The organism is Polynucleobacter sp. MWH-UH35A, from assembly GCF_018687075.1.
Lineage (GTDB): Bacteria > Pseudomonadota > Gammaproteobacteria > Burkholderiales > Burkholderiaceae > Polynucleobacter.
This window is the reverse complement of record NZ_CP061285.1, coordinates 1,033,825-1,050,377: the sequence shown is the minus strand read 5'-3', so window position 1 is coordinate 1,050,377 and position 16,553 is coordinate 1,033,825. Positions and strand designations below refer to the sequence as shown.

General features: G+C 46.1%; 15 protein-coding genes and 1 tRNA gene. 7 read left to right on the top strand and 9 right to left on the bottom strand.

Going from position 1 to position 16,553, the window contains the following annotated elements:
* Positions 1-28: 28 nt before the first annotated feature.
* From nadA to pgi, 3 genes are read right to left on the bottom strand one after another with little or no spacing between them, the layout of a single operon-like run.
* The gene (nadA, locus tag ICV36_RS05490) at positions 29-1,156 is read right to left on the bottom strand and encodes a quinolinate synthase NadA (RefSeq protein ID WP_215399622.1); all 1,128 of its coding nucleotides are present in this window, start codon (positions 1,154-1,156) and stop codon (positions 29-31) included.
* 40 nt (positions 1,157-1,196) lie between these two features.
* A complete protein-coding gene (locus ICV36_RS05485; RefSeq protein ID WP_215399621.1) occupies positions 1,197-2,582 on the bottom strand; it encodes a phosphomannomutase/phosphoglucomutase in 1,386 nt (461 codons plus the stop codon).
* A 53-nt stretch (positions 2,583-2,635) separates the two neighbouring features.
* Positions 2,636-4,132 (bottom strand): glucose-6-phosphate isomerase, encoded by a 1,497-nt coding sequence (pgi, locus tag ICV36_RS05480; protein WP_215399620.1) that lies wholly within the window; start codon positions 4,130-4,132, stop codon positions 2,636-2,638.
* Positions 4,133-4,232: 100 nt separating this feature from the next.
* Between pgi and ICV36_RS05475 the strand changes: the two genes are divergently transcribed.
* Positions 4,233-5,369 (top strand): NAD(P)/FAD-dependent oxidoreductase, encoded by a 1,137-nt coding sequence (locus ICV36_RS05475; protein ID WP_215399619.1) that lies wholly within the window; start codon positions 4,233-4,235, stop codon positions 5,367-5,369.
* Between the two features lie 18 nt (positions 5,370-5,387).
* Positions 5,388-5,475, top strand: a tRNA-Ser gene (locus ICV36_RS05470).
* A gap of 91 nt (positions 5,476-5,566) precedes the next feature.
* Here ICV36_RS05470 and ICV36_RS05465 read toward each other — a convergent pair.
* Complete coding sequence (locus ICV36_RS05465) at positions 5,567-6,148, bottom strand: hypothetical protein (protein ID WP_215399618.1); 582 nt, start codon at positions 6,146-6,148, stop codon at positions 5,567-5,569.
* A 100-nt stretch (positions 6,149-6,248) separates the two neighbouring features.
* Positions 6,249-7,202, bottom strand: a complete 954-nt coding sequence (locus ICV36_RS05460) for a hypothetical protein (RefSeq protein ID WP_251374930.1) — start codon at positions 7,200-7,202, stop codon at positions 6,249-6,251.
* 103 nt (positions 7,203-7,305) lie between these two features.
* On the opposite strand from ICV36_RS05460, the gene ICV36_RS05455 reads away from it, so the two are divergent.
* Together ICV36_RS05455 and ICV36_RS05450 are read left to right on the top strand one after the other, a co-directional pair.
* Positions 7,306-8,748 carry a sensor histidine kinase gene (locus tag ICV36_RS05455; RefSeq protein WP_215399617.1) on the top strand — a complete coding sequence of 481 codons (1,443 nt, stop codon included), beginning with the start codon at positions 7,306-7,308 and terminating at the stop codon, positions 8,746-8,748.
* 89 nt (positions 8,749-8,837) lie between these two features.
* On the top strand, positions 8,838-10,970 hold the full coding sequence (locus tag ICV36_RS05450) for an alkyl/aryl-sulfatase (protein WP_251374927.1): 2,133 nt from the start codon (positions 8,838-8,840) through the stop codon (positions 10,968-10,970).
* Positions 10,971-11,038: 68 nt separating this feature from the next.
* On the opposite strand, the gene ICV36_RS05445 is transcribed toward ICV36_RS05450, so the two are convergent.
* The 4 genes from ICV36_RS05445 to rph are packed head-to-tail and all read right to left on the bottom strand — an operon-like array spanning position 11,039 to position 14,655.
* Positions 11,039-12,052 carry a tripartite tricarboxylate transporter substrate binding protein gene (locus ICV36_RS05445; protein ID WP_251374926.1) on the bottom strand — a complete coding sequence of 338 codons (1,014 nt, stop codon included), beginning with the start codon at positions 12,050-12,052 and terminating at the stop codon, positions 11,039-11,041.
* Positions 12,053-12,096: 44 nt separating this feature from the next.
* Entirely contained in the window at positions 12,097-13,284 is a 1,188-nt protein-coding gene (gene hemW, locus ICV36_RS05440) for a radical SAM family heme chaperone HemW (RefSeq protein WP_215399616.1), read from the bottom strand.
* A 20-nt stretch (positions 13,285-13,304) separates the two neighbouring features.
* Positions 13,305-13,895: an RdgB/HAM1 family non-canonical purine NTP pyrophosphatase gene (gene rdgB / locus ICV36_RS05435; RefSeq protein ID WP_215399615.1), complete on the bottom strand. Its 591-nt coding sequence runs from the start codon at positions 13,893-13,895 to the stop codon at positions 13,305-13,307.
* Between the two features lie 19 nt (positions 13,896-13,914).
* Positions 13,915-14,655, bottom strand: a complete 741-nt coding sequence (gene rph / locus ICV36_RS05430; protein WP_215399614.1) for a ribonuclease PH — start codon at positions 14,653-14,655, stop codon at positions 13,915-13,917.
* 55 nt (positions 14,656-14,710) lie between these two features.
* Between rph and ICV36_RS05425 the strand changes: the two genes are divergently transcribed.
* From ICV36_RS05425 to rpoZ, 3 genes are read left to right on the top strand one after another with little or no spacing between them, the layout of a single operon-like run.
* On the top strand, positions 14,711-15,649 hold the full coding sequence (locus tag ICV36_RS05425) for a YicC/YloC family endoribonuclease (protein ID WP_215399613.1): 939 nt from the start codon (positions 14,711-14,713) through the stop codon (positions 15,647-15,649).
* Positions 15,650-15,663: 14 nt separating this feature from the next.
* Positions 15,664-16,302 (top strand): guanylate kinase, encoded by a 639-nt coding sequence (gene gmk, locus ICV36_RS05420; protein WP_215399612.1) that lies wholly within the window; start codon positions 15,664-15,666, stop codon positions 16,300-16,302.
* Between the two features lie 44 nt (positions 16,303-16,346).
* The gene (gene rpoZ, locus ICV36_RS05415; RefSeq protein ID WP_011902918.1) at positions 16,347-16,550 is read left to right on the top strand and encodes a DNA-directed RNA polymerase subunit omega; all 204 of its coding nucleotides are present in this window, start codon (positions 16,347-16,349) and stop codon (positions 16,548-16,550) included.
* Positions 16,551-16,553: the final 3 nt, after the last annotated feature.

Sequence of the window (16,553 nt, the reverse complement as noted above, 5' to 3'; positions counted from 1 at the left end):
AAAATCGAAAGAGAAATAAATAACTAAATTAAGCGGCGCCAATATTTTTAACAAAGCCATGCTGCGCCTTTGCTAATAAGTCAGGATGATTTTTGGTGAAATCAAGCATGCGCTCAATGCAGCCCAATGCCTGCGCACGAATAGGTTCATCGATGAAAATTTCACCAGAGGCATTCTCCAGGCAATCTAATATGCCTTGTAAGCCATTCATGGCCATCCACGGACAATGCGCACAGCTTTTGCAAGTAGCGCTATTACCAGCAGTAGGGGCTTCAATCAATTTCTTATGAGGTGCCAGTTGCTGCATGCGATGCAAAATACCCCTATCAGTAGCAACAATGTATTCAGTGGCAGATCCCTCTACAACAGCCTTAATCATGGCAGAGGTAGAGCCTACGACGTCTGCAAGGTCGACCACTGCTTGTGGGGATTCAGGATGAACCAAGATCATGGCATTCGGGTGAGCAGCTTTGAGCATCTCTAATTCAACGGCTTTAAATTCATCATGAACAATGCAGGCACCATTCCACAACAACATATCGGCGCCTGTTTTTTCTTGAATGTAGCGTCCTAAATGACGATCGGGTGCCCAAAGAATTTTTTTACCTTCAACTTTGAGTTGATGAACAATATCTAATGCACAAGAACTTGTTACCATCCAATCCGCTTGCGCTTTCACTGCAGCAGAAGTATTTGCGTAGACCACGACAACGCGATCAGGATGCGCCGCTCTGAAAGCAGCAAAGTCAGTAGCATCACAACCTAAATCCAGCGAGCAGGTTGCATCAAGATCTGGCATGAAGACACGTTTCTCGGGACTGAGAATCTTGGCAGACTCACCCATGAAACGCACGCCGGCAACAATGAGATTCTTGGCGGGGTGATTCTTACCAAAGCGCGCCATCTCCAAGGAGTCGGCTACATAGCCGCCAGTAGATAAAGCTAAATCCTGAATGTCACCATCCACATAGTAGTGAGCTACTAAGGCTGCATCTTTCTCCAAAAGCAACTGCTTAATGCGAGCAATGACAGCTGCTTTTTCTGTGCCATGGAGTTGAGGAGGGGTCTTGGCCCAAGCTTGAGCAGTACAAGTCACCCCAGTAGCATCTTGCTGTGGGTAATCAAAGGCAATAGGGGCGCTAGCAGTTGAATTCATAAGAAATATTACTTGAACCTAATAATATAGGTTGGGCCCCCTAGAATGGCAGATTTGCATCAGGCTTGGCAGCCAACAACACTGCCTTAAATTCCGCCTGAATCCTTGCAATTGCCTCTTCGCTGTCGGCCTCAAAGCGCATTACGACTACTGGGGTGGTATTAGATGGCCTAGCCAAACCAAAACCATCGGCATATTCAACACGGACACCATCAATCGTATTGATGGATTCGGAAGTAGGGAATTTGGCATTGGCCTTAATTGTTTCAAGCAAAGCAAAAGGCTCACCTTCGGCGCATGCCAGTTGTAATTCTGGTGTGCAAATCGCACTTGGTAAATCATTGAGTGTGACGCTTGGATTCTTTTCTTTGCTGAGAATTTCTAATAAACGTGCGCCGGTATAGAGACCATCATCAAAACCAAACCAACGATCTTTAAAGAAGATATGGCCAGACATTTCTCCAGCTAAAGGGGCTCCAGTTTCTTTGAGCTTGGCTTTGACTAAAGAGTGACCGGTTTTCCACATGAGTGGCTCACCACCATGCTTTTTCACATAAGTAGCGAGATTGCGGGTGCACTTAACGTCATAAATAATTTGGCCGCCTGGATTGCGTGAGAGTACATCTTTAGCAAAAAGCATCATTTGACGGTCTGGGAAAATCACTTGACCATCTTTAGTGACAACACCTAAACGATCGGCATCACCGTCAAAGGCGAGACCGAGTTCATTGTCAGTAGTCTCTAGATTTTTGATGAGATCTTGCAGGTTCTCAATATGTGCTGGATCTGGGTGGTGATTCGGAAAATGACCATCGACCTCACAGAAGAGTTCTTGCACTTCGCAGCCCAATGCCTTAAATAACTTGCCTGCAAATGCACCGCCAACGCCATTGCCGCAATCCACCACAATTTTCATAGGGCGAGCCAACTTCACATCGCTCACAATGCGCTCTAAGTACATTGGGAAGATGTCAAAAGTAGAGCGGCTGCCTTGACCAGCAATAAATTGCTTGGCTTCAATGCGCTTTCGCAAAGCTTGTATTTGATCGCCGTAAATTGCTGCACCACCCAGAACCATCTTGAAACCGTTGTAGTTAGGGGGGTTGTGGCTACCGGTAATCATGATGCCGGACTTGGGTTTCTTGCCATTAAGTACCTGATTGGCTCCAAAGTACACCATTGGCGTTGCAACCATTCCCAAATCAATCACGTCAATACCGGTTGATAACAATCCTTCAGTTAAAGCCTCAATCAAGCTGGGTCCAGATAAACGACCATCACGACCAATGACGATTTCAGTTTCACCGAGCTCACGCATCTCCGTACCAAATGCTTGGCCAATCAACCTTGCAATCGATGGATCTAGAGTCTGATCAATGATGCCGCGAATGTCATAAGCTTTGAAAATGGATGGGGAGAGTTGCATAAGTCTTCTTTCGATGTCTAGGCAGAAGCTAGAGCTATATGGCTAGCAATACGCTATTGATTAAATAAGTTAATTCGAGCAGCAGTCACTTCATCAATGCCAGCTTCGGCTTTAACAGTGCCGCCATTCTCATTCTTTAGGGCTGCCTCAATGGGCTTGGCCAGCACTTTACCGAGCTCTACGCCGGGTTGATCAAAGCTATTGATATTCCAGAGGGCGCCCAATGCAGCAGTGCGATTTTCATACAGAGCCAGCAGAGCCCCCAGATAAAAGGCGTTCAGTTTAGGCAGAATCAGCAAATTGCTAGGACGCTTACCAGGATAGCTATTGTTGGGATTATCCGCTTTTTTCCCATTGGCTAAAGCTTGCGCTTGCGCCAAGAGATTGGATAGAAGAATACTGTGATGCGCTTTTGCCTCAGGCAAATTGCTCATCGGTTCACGCACTGCAATGAAATCAATCGGGATGATTTCTGTCCCTTGGTGCAATAGCTGGAAATAGGAGTGTTGTGCATTGCTGCCAGCGCTACCAAACACTACTGGGCTTGAAAACTTGACTAGCTTACCATCGCGATCGATACTCTTGCCGTTACTTTCCATATCCAGTTGTTGTAACCACTTCGGAAACCAATCCAATGCGTCCGCATATGGAATAACCGCATAGGATTTGATGTGGTGTTTCTCTTGTTGATATAGCAAGCTCAAGGCCATAATGACCGGCAGATTCTCTTCAAGCGGTGCAGTTTTGAAATGCTGATCCATTGCTTGGGCGCCGGCTAGAAACTGCTTAAAGGTATCAAAGCCATACTGCAAGGCAATTGGTAGACCCACCGCAGACCAGACGGAGTAACGACCGCCTACCCAATCCCAAAACGGATAAATATGATCCTGCTGAATACCAAATGCTTTAGCTGCGGGGACATTGGCCGTAACGGCAAAGAGTGATTTGCTGACTTGGCTATCGGTCAGACCATTCGTTTTAAGCCACTTCACCACGGCATGTGCATTCATGGTGGTCTCAAGCGTTGTGAATGACTTGGAAACAATGATGACTTTGGTACTGTGCGGTAAAGCACGTTGCAAAATACGATTTAATTCAGCGGTATCGATATTGGCCAAGAAATGCATACGCATGCCACGGCTTTCAATATCGGGAACATGGGCCAAAGCCTCGATTGCAAGACGTGGACCAAAGTCAGAGCCGCCAATGCCAATATGAATGACATCCGTCACGCCAACCCACTTATTGCATAGAGCTTCAATGCGATGCCAAACTTGCGCAACATCTGGCATAACGTCTTTGCCATTTACTAAAACAGGGGACTTGTCTAGGTTGCGAAGGGCGGAGTGAAGTGCAGGGCGGTTTTCAGACTTATTCACTGGCTTACCAGCAAATAGATCGGCAATAAATTGCTCTAATTTAGCTTCTTTGGCTTGCGCAAAGAGGGATTTCCAGGAAACAGCATCAATGCCTTGATAAGCGCTATCTAAAACGATATCTTGGGCGCTAAATAAGGTTTTGAAATGCTCTTCAGCTGGTTTGGAGGACATTGATAGATTTTATCAAGAACTACCCCAAAACCCACTAAAACACTGAAAATGTTACGATTTCAGGATGCAGAGAGCAATCATTCAAGGCTTGGGTAAATAAATGGATCAGGTCGACTGTGTCGTGGTCGGTGCCGGGGTCGTCGGTCTAGCTGTTGCAAGAGAAATGGCTTTGCAGGGTCGCGAAACGGTTTTGCTCGAACGTGAAAGTGCTTTTGGCACGATTAGCAGTGCGCGTAACAGCGAAGTCATTCATGCGGGCATTTATTACCCTAAGGATTCTCTGAAAGCCAAACTCTGCGTAGAGGGTAATCGTATGCTCTATGAGTATTGCCGTACCCACCATGTTGCTACTCAACCCTATGGAAAACTCATCGTTGCTAGTGACGAGTCTCAGCTGGATGATCTCCAGGCAATTTTATATAAGGCAGAACAAAATCAAGTTCCAGAAATCAAAATGATTACTGGTGGGCAGGCAAAATTAATGGAGCCTGAGCTCAAATGCGCAGCGGCAGTTCTTTCAGCTTCGACAGGAATTGTTGATAGCCATGGCTTTATGTTGTCGTTGTTAGGCGGGTTTGAGGATGCTGGCGGGATGATTGCCTATCAATCGCCTCTCGTTAGCGCAAAGCCCATTGGTGAAAATGCCAAAGACGGATTTGAATTAGAGATCGGTGGAGCGGATGGTATGAAAATTCAAACCAAGCTGCTCATTAATTGTGCTGGTATGAGTGCACCAGCTATTGCGAAAAAAATTGATTGGTTGAAAGAGGATCAAATACCTAAAGCGTATTTTGCTAAAGGCAATTACTTTTCCCTTTCAGGAAAATCACCATTCAAACATTTGATTTATCCCATTCCAGAACCTGGCGGTCTAGGTGTGCATCTCACTTTAGATATGGGGGGGCAGGCTAAGTTTGGGCCTGATGTCGAATGGCTGGAAATTGATGAGGAATCTCAAATCGATTACACGGTCAATCCAAAGCGGGGCGAAGGCTTTTATGAGGCTGTAAGACGCTATTGGCCAGGCCTAAAGGACAATGCATTGCAGCCAGATTACTCAGGGGTGAGGGCAAAGATAGTCCCACCTAACGCACCAGCAGGGGACTTTTGCTTCAATACGCCCACGGACCATAGCTTAGAAGGGCTCTTTAATCTGTATGGCTTTGAGTCCCCGGGATTAACCTCCAGCCTAGCTATTGCCAAGCATTTAGAGGGGCAAATCAAAAGTTCTTTATAATCCTTGCATCGTTCAAAAGGAAGAGTGGGTGAGCGGTTTAAACCAGCAGTCTTGAAAACTGCCGACTGTCAAAGGTCCGTGAGTTCGAATCTCACCTCTTCCGCCAAGTCCAATGTAAAAAGCCCAGCAACTACTTGCTGGGCTTTTTTCTTTTCAGCAACAGAAAAGAGTTAATGCATCTCTACATTGCCAATACATTACTTCTTAGCAGCTGGTGCGCTGACAACTGCAGCAATAGCTTCTGTGTAAACCACTTTTACTTGGTCATTTACAGCAATATCTTTCATCAAGTCAGGATTCTGAACTTTAACCTTGAAGATGTTACCTTGTGGACCTTTTAAAGAAACAACATTTTTGGCCGCATCAATAGCCTCAACACTAGCAGTTGCAGTCACAGTATTAGTAGTGATCATGCCTGGCTTATCGCCTTGCGGGGCAGTCGCAGTACTAGTTGTAACTTGCTCACTGGTTACGCCAGGATTTTTTACCTTAACCAGTTCGATTGCTACAGCGAGTTCATAAACAACGTCAAAATGATCACCAACTTTGATTTCTGCAAAATTCTTCACTTCAGGGCCGGCAACGATTGATGTTTCACCGTCTTTGTTCTTCAGGGTGACGGTGCGGGTTGCGGCATCGATCTTGGTTACTTCACCGTCATAGATAAGCGCCGCTTCTTGAGCGGCAATCCCAGCAATAGGCGCCTTTGGTTTAGTTAGGAAAACGTAAGCGCCAACTGCGATTGCGGCAATGACGATGGCAATGATAATTTTTTTCATATGGTTTGACCCTTTAAATATTTAAAGTACACCACCATTAGATCTGGTGATGCGGAAATGTATAAATACTAGTAATTTAGTACTTACATCCATTGTATTGCTAGAAGCTAGCCGCAAGGCCAATAGAGGTGCCATGCACGTTTTGGCCAAATTGATACCGAAAGACTACCCTGACCCGAGAAAATATAGGGTCGGAAGCGCTACGATCCAATTCAATGCCAGTGCCGACAGAGGAGAGTGAGTTAAATCCTAGGGCGCCTCGTAAGTCACCTAAGAATTCTGTATGGGCCAATTCAAAGACGGCTCGCAATGGGCGATCTAACAGCATGATGGGTGTGGGGATACGACTTCTAGCCCAGATTGCTAGGCTTTGAGAATCCGCTGAGCCCTGAACGGCTGTAGAACTGGCAAAGGTTTGGACTGGGATATTGGTATAGCGCAGCTCCACGTCAATTTCTTGATCGGGCTGGTAATTCTCATAGTCCAGCATGACAGAACCGCCTAAACCGTATGAATTCATACGGCCGCCATTCAAAAATTGCATATCCACTCCAGTGCGATTTTGGAGCACCCTCGATGCAATCGAAAGGTCGCTTTCTAGGTGCCCCAACATGACATTGGCAATCGGTCTAAAGCGTAATTCATTTGTGATTGGGAAATCCCAGCCAATGCCGCCAGTCCCAGTGATGCTATTCCAATGGACGGGTACGGTTACTGAGGTGTTGCCAATCCCATCTGTGAAGGTGGGGTTGTAGCGATTTACCGCAAGAGTGCCTTCCAAATAGAGCGGGAAATTTGCACTAATGTGATCGCCGCCACCAAGCGAGATCATCTGCAGATCAGAGTTCTCGTTACCGTTGTTACGTATCGATAGAGAGCCTGTAGTGACATCCGGTGTAAGCGAATACCCCGTAATGGTCATAAAAGCATCAGCACGCTTTTTGAGATAGTTATTAGCCGCGTTATAAAAGGCGGATTGCGCATAAGTAAGCCTGGGTAGGCCAGTCATGAGCAAGAGCATCACTAAGCAATATGGGGTAAATCGCAGGCTCATGCCAAAGGGTTTCGATCAAATTCGGAAGTCTTTCATTTTAAGCGACCTGAATACTGGCTCTAGGGCCAATGCGGGTTAATCGGCAAGATGTAACATAGGGTCTATGAAGCTATTGCTCGCCCTCTATTTCTTTATATTGGCCATTATTCAGATGGGCTTGTTATTCGGCATTTATCACTACTACCGTTCGCAAAATACGGTGCGCCCAAATGTCTACTGGCTAACTTCCTTGGCAACAAGTGCATTTGCCCTTGCTATTTTTGGTGGAGGCATTGTCGTTATTGACGATATTTCCCGCCCAGAATTTAATTTCACCATTGGAAATACTCTTTTTTATGTTGCCGCAGTATTGCAAGCACTCTTTTGCCAATCCCTTAATCGAGAGGTTGGTAGGAGGGTAAGGCTGACTTTAGGGATTTCGGTATTTTTGTTTTTGTTGATATTTGAATGCCTTAGAAATCATTCTACGTTTGAAATCCGCACAGCATTTATGTGCGTTCTAGCGGGATTGTTCTATGTCTGGCAAATTCTGGAGATCAGAATAAAACGTAAATCATTGCCATCAAATCAACTAATTTATCTTCAGTATGCAAGTAGTGCTGAATTATTTTTCGCAATAGGGCGCCTAGCTATCATTCTGTTTGGCGCAATGAGTATTAAGCAGGTAGAGCAAATTCCACAGATCTTGATTCTGTTTACTATTGCACAGCTCATTATGAATACGCTCTCCTATATTGCCATTGGTAGTTACTGGGCCGAGCAAATTGCGTTCTCTGGCTTTAAGTCCAGCCAAGAAAATCAAGAGATCAGGGGCTTACTAAAAGAGCGCGAGACCCTTATTGCATCCTTACTTAAAGCGAATAAGACCGCCAGCACCGGGGCCTTATCAGCTGCAATTGCTCATGAATTAAATCAACCGCTGGGTGCATCTAGTCTGAATATCCAATTTTTACAAAAGAAGCTTGCCGATGGGCAGCTTAATCCAGTGCTTGAAAAAGAAATTTTAGATACTTTGCTTTCCGATAATCAACGAGCGGCAGAAATCATACGCTCATTGCGCTCTATATTTTCTGATGAAAAAGTGGGTGCATCCCAGATTGATCTTGCCGGGCTGATCGATACAGTTCTCAACATTGCTAAACCTGAAATTGTGGCTAAGTCGATTCAGATTGCTTTAAGCGTTGAACCTCAACTAATGATTCAAGCAAACCGTGGAGAAATTCAACAAGTATTATTGAACTTAATTAACAACGCAATTCAAGCGCTGGTTACATCAACTCATGCAGTCAAGAGATTGACTATTGAAGCACGGCATATTGAGGGCGGAGTATTGTTAACGGTTGCCGATAACGGTGATGGCATTCCTGAGGCTTCGCAAAAGCATCTATTTGAGCTTTTATCCAGCACTAAATCATCAGGCATGGGTCTGGGTCTGTGGCTTTGCAGCCATATCATTACGCGCCATGGTGGATCTATAGCCTTTGAGCCAAACACTGGAGGTGGTGCAAAGTTTATTGTCAAGTTACCCGAAGTGGTCGAGTCTTAATAAATCAATCCTTCTATTAGCCCTTAAGCTAATTGCCTGACATCGAGCGCACCATATCATTCGATATAAGTACCACCTTGAACCTCCACATGCGAACGCTTATGAAAACCAAACTCTCTCAAATTGCACTGGCAGCATCTTTAATCTGTTCAGGCTTGGCATCTGCTGCAGGTGGAGGAGGTGTCGTTGCTGATCCGGGGGCTGTGCAGGGAAAGCATTTTGACTCTAAGGGCAAGATGCCTTCAAGTTACACGGTGGAGCTTCAGAATGGTTTGCGCAAAACACTGCCATTTGAAGATCAGCGTGATTTTGAGGAATCTAAAAAAGGCTTTATTGCAGCGCCTGCTTACAAAACCATCATGGCCGATGCTGGCAACGTAGCGTGGGATATGGGTAGTTATGAGTTCCTCTTGCAGGGCAAGGATTTCGATAGCGTACATCCATCCTTACAACGCCAAGCGATTCTCAATATGGGCTATGGCTTATATGAAGTAGTGCCAGGCAAGATTTATCAAGTGCGTGGTTTTGACTTGGCCAACATTAGTTTTATAAAGACCAATAGTGGTTGGATTGTGTTCGACCCATTGACTGCTAAAGAAACTGCTCGCGCAGCACTTGAGCTGGTAAATGAAAAGCTTGGCAAGCGTCCAGTAGTGGCAGTAGTGTATTCCCACTCACATGGCGATCACTTTGGCGGCGTACGTGGTGTGGTTGATGAGGCAGACGTCAAGAGTGGCAAAGTGAAGATCATTGCTCCAGCCGGCTTTATGGATCATGCCATTGCTGAAAACGTCTATGCGGGCAATGCGATGACCCGCAGAATGTATTTCCAATATGGTGTGTTATTGCCTCGTAGTCCTTTTGGGCATGTAGACCAATCGATTGGCAAAAATACCGCCGCTGGTAATTTAGGTTTGATTGAGCCGAACGTCTACATCAACCAACCATATGAAAAAATGACGGTAGATGGTGTGGAGATGGAGTTTCAAAATACTCCAGGAACTGAAGCTCCAGCGGAGATGAATACCTACTTCCCGCAATTTAAGGCCTTCTGGGCGGCAGAAAACATTACGGGTACGATTCACAATATCTATACCTTGCGCGGCGCCTTAGTGCGTGACTCATTGGCCTGGTCTAAGAACATTAATAATGCTCTATATCGTTACGGTAGTGAGAGTGAGGTGATGTTTGCATCTCATAGCTGGCCACGCTGGGGTAACGAGCGCATTCAGGAAGTGATGCGTACTCAGCGAGATAGCTATGCTCATTTGCATAATGAAGTGCTGCATTTGGCAAATAATGGTGTCACGATTAATGAAATTCAGAACGTTTATAAACAGCCTGAGAGCTTAAAGAGGCAGTGGGCAGCACATAGCTATCACGGCTCTGAAGAACACAATAGCCGTGCTGTTATCAATCGTTATCTAGGCTATTGGGATGCCAACCCAGCAACGCTGGCACCGCTTTCTCCAAGAGACTCTGCGCCACTTTATGTCGAAATGATGGGTGGTTCTGGCAAGATCATGGCAAAGGGTAAGGATCTCTATAAACAAGGTAAATACCGTGAAGCTATGGAGATTGTGAATAAGTTGGTTTATGCACAACCAAACAATACTGCAGCAAAAGATTTATTGGCCGACATCTTTGAGCAGATTGGTTACCAAAAAGAAAGTCCGAGCATGCGCAATAGTTTCTTGGGCGCAGCATATGAACTTCGTCACGGTATGCCGAGTGGTGCTTCACCAAAATCGAATGGTCCAGACATGATTAAGGGCATGACTACTGAACTTTGGCTCAATGCCTTAGGCATTAGCATGGATAGTAAAAAAGCAGCGGGTATGAATTTTGTCATCAATCTTTCCACACCAGATAATGGTGAGAAATTTGTTATCGAGATGAGCAACTCTGCATTGACTAACATTAAAGGTCAGCAGGCCAAGAATCCTGATCTGACAATTACATTAAATCGGAGCGATCTGGAACAAGTCATGGGTGGGCAAACCACCTTTGATAAGTTGCTTGCAGAGGGAAAAGTAAAGTTTGATGGCGATCGCAAACCATTTGATCAACTCAGAAGTACTTTAACTGTCTTTGTGCCTGACTTTGAGTTAATGCCTGGAACCAAAGGAAAGGCAGCGCCAAATACAAAGCCTGCTTCTCCAAACAAGGATTCTAGGGATCCTTTTGCGGCGCAAGAGATGGCCATTACTGCCGGGGAGTAAGCGCTTCGCCTTATCGGTAAACGTAAAAAAGGACCCGCAGGGGTCCTTTTCAGTTGAATAAAAAAGAATTAGTTAAGATCAACTTGCAGTTTGGCATCTTTGACTAACTTGGCCCATTGGCTTCTGTCTTTCGCAATGAACTTACTAAAAGCTGCTGGTGTGCCGCCACCATCCTCAGCGCCCACCTCTGCCAATTTGGCCTGAACTTCAGGTTTGCGTAAAACAGTATTCACATCCGCATTAATCTTATCTACGATCGCAGGATCAAGCTTCGCAGGCCCCATCAGGCCGTACCAGGCTGTTGCCTCAAATCCTACGTAACCGAGCTGCTCCATAGTTGGTAAATTGGGATAGGCTGCAGAGCGTTTAGTGCGAGTTTGCGCAAGAGGTATAACTTTACTGCTTTGAATATGGGGAGTGGCTGCACTCATGGTTTCAAAAGCATAGGTAATGTGGCCGGCCATCAGGTCAACCAAAACAGGACCGCTTCCTTTGTATGGGATGTGAAGGGCCTGAGTGCCTGACATGTGCATAAATAATTCAAAGGCAAGGTGTTGCGTGCTGCCATTGCCAGCTGATCCAAAGCTGACTTTACCTGGATTCTGTTTCAAATAGGCAACCAAGTCTTTCACGTTCTTTGCTGGCGCATCCACATTGGCAATCAGAATATTCGGTGTGATGCCTAGCAAAACAATGGGGGTAAAGTCTGTTGAAGCGTTATAAGACATCTTTTGACCAAGCGCCGGAATGATCGAGAGCGCATTCACGTGAGCGAGTCCTAGTGTGTAGCCATCAGCAGGGGACTTGGCAACTAAGTCAGCCGCAATAGTTCCTGCTGCTCCGCCACGGTTATCAATAATGACCTGTTGACCCCACATTTGCGAGAGGTTAATGGAGATGATGCGAGCAATGGCGTCCGAACCTCCGCCTGGTGGGAAGCCAACGATGAGTTTAATTGGCTTGTCTGGCCAAGATTTCGATTGAGCTTGAGCGCCTGAAGAAATGCAAATGGCACTGAATGTAAGGGCGCAGAAAAATAGTATGCGAGCCAAACCGCTACCGGCTAATTTATTTTGAATCATGAGTTGTCTCCGAATCGGATATTTATATTTATTGGTTAACTACTTTAACTTAAAAATAGCTCTTGGAGATTATTGAGATAGCGTAAACCCTGATCGGTAGCTTTTAATTTTGAAGGATCTTCGACCAGTAAACCTTTCTTGCTGGCTTGATCCAAGCTTTTGCTAATGACACTCAAAGGTAAGCCCGTGCGCTCGCTAAAGGTATTGGTGGCAACGCCGTCGGTCAGGCGCAGGGCATTGAGCATGAATTCAAAAGGAAGATCTTTTGCGGGAATTTCTCGGTCTTCAATGACGGCGTTACCTTTGGATTCGATCGCAGACATATAAGTATCTGGGTGACGTTCACGCACTTGACGTGTAATCCTGTCCGGATAAGAAATCTTGCCGTGAGCACCAGCACCGATGCCAATGTAATCACCAAAGCGCCAGTAGTTCAGATTGTGTTTGCACTCTTGATTCTTCTGCGCATATGCAGAAACCTCATAGCGTTTGTAACCCGCCTTCGTTAGGAAATCTAAATTTTGTTCGAAGATGGCATCTACTTCATCATCGCTTGGTAACTTCGGCGGGAAGTTTGCAAAGTAAGTATTGGGTTCTAGTGTGAGGTTATAAAAAGACAGGTGCGGGGTCTTAAAAGATAGAGCTGTTTCAAGATCTGCTTTGGCTGCCTCTAGAGTTTGGTATGGTAGTCCGTACATCAGGTCTAGATTCACTGATTTGAAGTGTTTCAATGCAATCTCCACTGCGCGCTTTGCCTCTTCACCGTTGTGAATGCGGCCTAAAGCTTTGAGCTGCTCATCTTGAAAACTTTGAACCCCGATCGAAACTCGATTAATGCCTGCCTTGGCAAATCCTAAAAATTTATCGGCCTCGATTGACCCTGGATTAGCCTCCATGGTGATTTCAGCATCGGGCTCTAAGTTCACGCGGGCACGCACTGCACAGAGTAGTCGATCCATGCCTTCTGCAGAGAGTAAGCTGGGCGTTCCACCGCCAATAAAAATACTATGAACTTGACGTCCCCAAACATGAGGTAACTCTGTTTCTAGGTCGGTAATGAGTGCATCGATATAGCGCTCCTCATCAAAGCCCGTCTTGGCTACACCATCTTTAATTTGATGGGAGTTGAAATCACAATAGGGGCATTTCTTCTCACACCATGGAAAATGAATATACAAAGCCAGAGGTGGCAATGCAGTAAGGCTCACTTTGTTAGGATTTGAATTAAGCACGAGATTTCAGCTACACAATTTCAGTTGCGCGATTTCAGCAGCTCTATCAGTTCGCGTAAGGCTTGACCACGGTGACTAATTACATTCTTCTGGGCAGGCTCTAGTTCAGCTGCAGTACAGTTTTGCTCGAGTAGAAAAAAGTAGGGGTCATAGCCAAAGCCATTAGAGCCTGCGGGCTGTTCAATGATTTGTCCATACCAGCGGGTTTGCACAATGATCGGTTCAGGATCATTGGCGCTATTAACAAAAACTAAAGCGCAAACATAATGAGCACCTCGATCCGACTGATCTTTTAATTCTTGAATCAGTTTTTGATTATTGGCCGCATCGTCACCTTGTTCGCCTGCGTAACGAGCCGAAAGAACGCCGGGACTACCATTTAAAGCATGCGCGCAAATGCCTGAATCATCAGCCAGCGCTGGTAGTCCGGATGCTGCGCTAGCATGCCGCGCCTTAGCAAGCGCATTTTCTACAAAGGTGCAGTGAGGCTCTTCTGCAGAAGGAATGCCTAATTCGCCTTGTGGAATCACTTGAAAGTTTAGTGGGGCTAAAAGCGCCTGAAACTCTTTTACCTTGCCAGCATTATTGGAGGCGAGAACCAGTTTTTGCATTGCTTAATTCAATATCGGTTTATTTAAGTGAGTCGATTTGTAATTGTGTGAGCTCTTTGATGCCTTGATCAGCCAAGTCTAATAGCGCATTGAGCTCGGCTCTAGAAAAAGCGGCACCCTCAGCAGTGCCTTGCACTTCAATCATTCCACCTTTGCCGGTCATGACGACATTCATATCGGTATCGCACGAAGAGTCTTCTGGATAATCTAAATCCAGTACTGGAACTCCTTGATAGATGCCCACTGAGATAGCAGCAACGCTATCAATAATAGGATCCTTGCTAAGTGCACCACTTTTTAAAAGTTGGTTTACTGCATCACGCGCAGCAACATAGGCACCAGTAATGGATGCGGTACGTGTGCCGCCATCTGCCTGCAGGACATCGCAATCAAGGTGAATGGTTCTCTCGCCCAATACTTTTAAATCAAAAACGCTACGCATAGCGCGACCAATGAGGCGTTGAATTTCTTGTGTGCGACCGGATTGCTTGCCACGGGCGGCTTCACGATCGCTGCGGGTATGGGTGGAGCGGGGCAGCATGCCGTATTCAGCGGTAACCCAGCCTTCGCCAGAACCTTTTTTATGGGGAGGCACTTTTTCTAGGATGCTGGCAGTACACAAAACCTTGGTATCCCCAAAAGCGATCAAAACGGAACCTTCCGCATGCTTGGTAAAAGCCCTGGAGATGGTGACTGGGCGCAAATCGGTTGGTTTGCGGCCGCTGGGGCGGGCAATATTGGCTGGGTTGGCAATGCTCATAATGGGGGTCCTGTACGGTTGGTGTCTAGTTCAATAATGAATCTACAATGTCCATATGATATCGAGCATGACTGGTTATGGCAGCGCTTCTCGCCAAGTCTCCTTAGGGGCTGGTGTAGTTGCTGATCTGCAGGTGGAATGTCGAGCTGTGAACAGCCGCTTTCTGGATCTAGGATTTCGTCTTCCGGACGAATGCCGCGGGGCTGAGCCTGCCTTGCGAGAAATGGCTGCCCAAAGCCTTTCTCGGGGTAAGGTGGAGTTTCGGGTGGCATGGCGAGTTAACAGCGCTGCTGCTGGAGCAGCGAATTCAGCCAAATCTAATCCCCATTCTCTAGGGTCAATTAATAAAGACCGTTTAGACGCTTTATATACCTTACAAGAAAAAGCCCAAGATGCCTTTCCGAAAGCACAAGAGCTGAGTATTGCCGAGGTGCTGCGTTGGCCTGGTGTTGTCTCTGAGCCGCGAGGTGAAGAGGATAGCTGGATTACTGCCGCAGTTGAAGCAGGACGAGCTGCTCTTGCGGTGCTGATTGAAAGTCGCCACGCTGAAGGCAAAGCCTTGGTCGGCGTTCTTACTGGTATCACTCAGAAAATGCGCGACATTGTGAAGGTGATTGAGCCCAAGGTTCCTGAATATGTTGCCCAATACCAAGAAAAGCTCACCGAACGTCTTGCTGAAGCGCTAGCAGCTCAAGAGCAAGCTAAAGCAGGCGCTGAGTTGATGGAGCGCATTCGTCAAGAGGTTGTACTTTACGCAGTGCGTATTGATGTTGCTGAAGAATTCGCACGTCTCAAGACCCATCTGCAAGCTGTTGATACTGCATTAGCAGGCAAAGGCCCGGTTGGTAAGCGCTTAGACTTTCTGATGCAAGAGCTCAATCGAGAGGCGAATACCTTAAGTTCAAAATCAGTTTCTGAAGAGTGCACTCAAGCAGCCTTAGAGCTTAAGCTGATGATTGAACAAATGCGTGAGCAAGTTCAAAATCTTGAGTAACCCATATTTCGCTTATGACTAACTCCTCTGTGACCCCATCTTATCAAGGCAGTATGTTGATGATTGTTGCGCCATCAGGCGCAGGGAAATCCTCATTAGTAAATGCTTTGTTGAAAGATGATGCTGGCCTCAAACTATCTCTATCAACAACGACGCGTGCACCAAGACCCGGGGAAGTGGATGGCAAAGATTACCGCTTCCTGACCAAAGAAAATTTTTTGCAAGAGCGCGACCAAGGCCATTTTTTAGAATGGGCTGAAGTCCATGGTCATTTTTATGGCACTTCAAAGCCGTGGATTGAGTCCCAGATGCAGGCTGGTAGTGATGTTATGTTGGAGATCGACTGGCAGGGCGCCCAACAAATTCGCAAGTTAATTCCTGCTGTGCAGTGGATCTTTATTTTTCCACCATCGATTGAGGCATTAGAAGAGCGTCTGCGTAAGCGAGGCCAGGATGATGAGGCTACTATCCAGCGTCGGTTGGCGGCAGCCCATGTTGAGCTCCTGCATGCCCATGAGGCAGATTACATCGTGGTGAATGATTCATTTGATCAAGCATTGCTTGATTTGAAGCATATTTTGGCTTCAAGCCGCCTACGTTCTGGCCCCAGTATGGCCAGGAATCCAGCGCTTTTAAAGCGACTTGGGGTCTAATCAGTTATCCTATAGGTATTGAAGCTAAATTAAGTGAGTTCAGCATGGCCCGTATTACTGTAGAAGATTGCCTTAAAACTATCCCAAATCGTTTCGAATTGGTTTTGGCTGCGACTTATCGCGCTCGCCAATTGGTGCAAGGTCACTCCCCACGTGTTGAGTCCAGAGATAAAGCTACTGTAGTTGCTTTACGTGAAGTAGCGGCTGGTGTAACTGACCGTGATATGTTGACCAAAGTACCTTTGTAATTG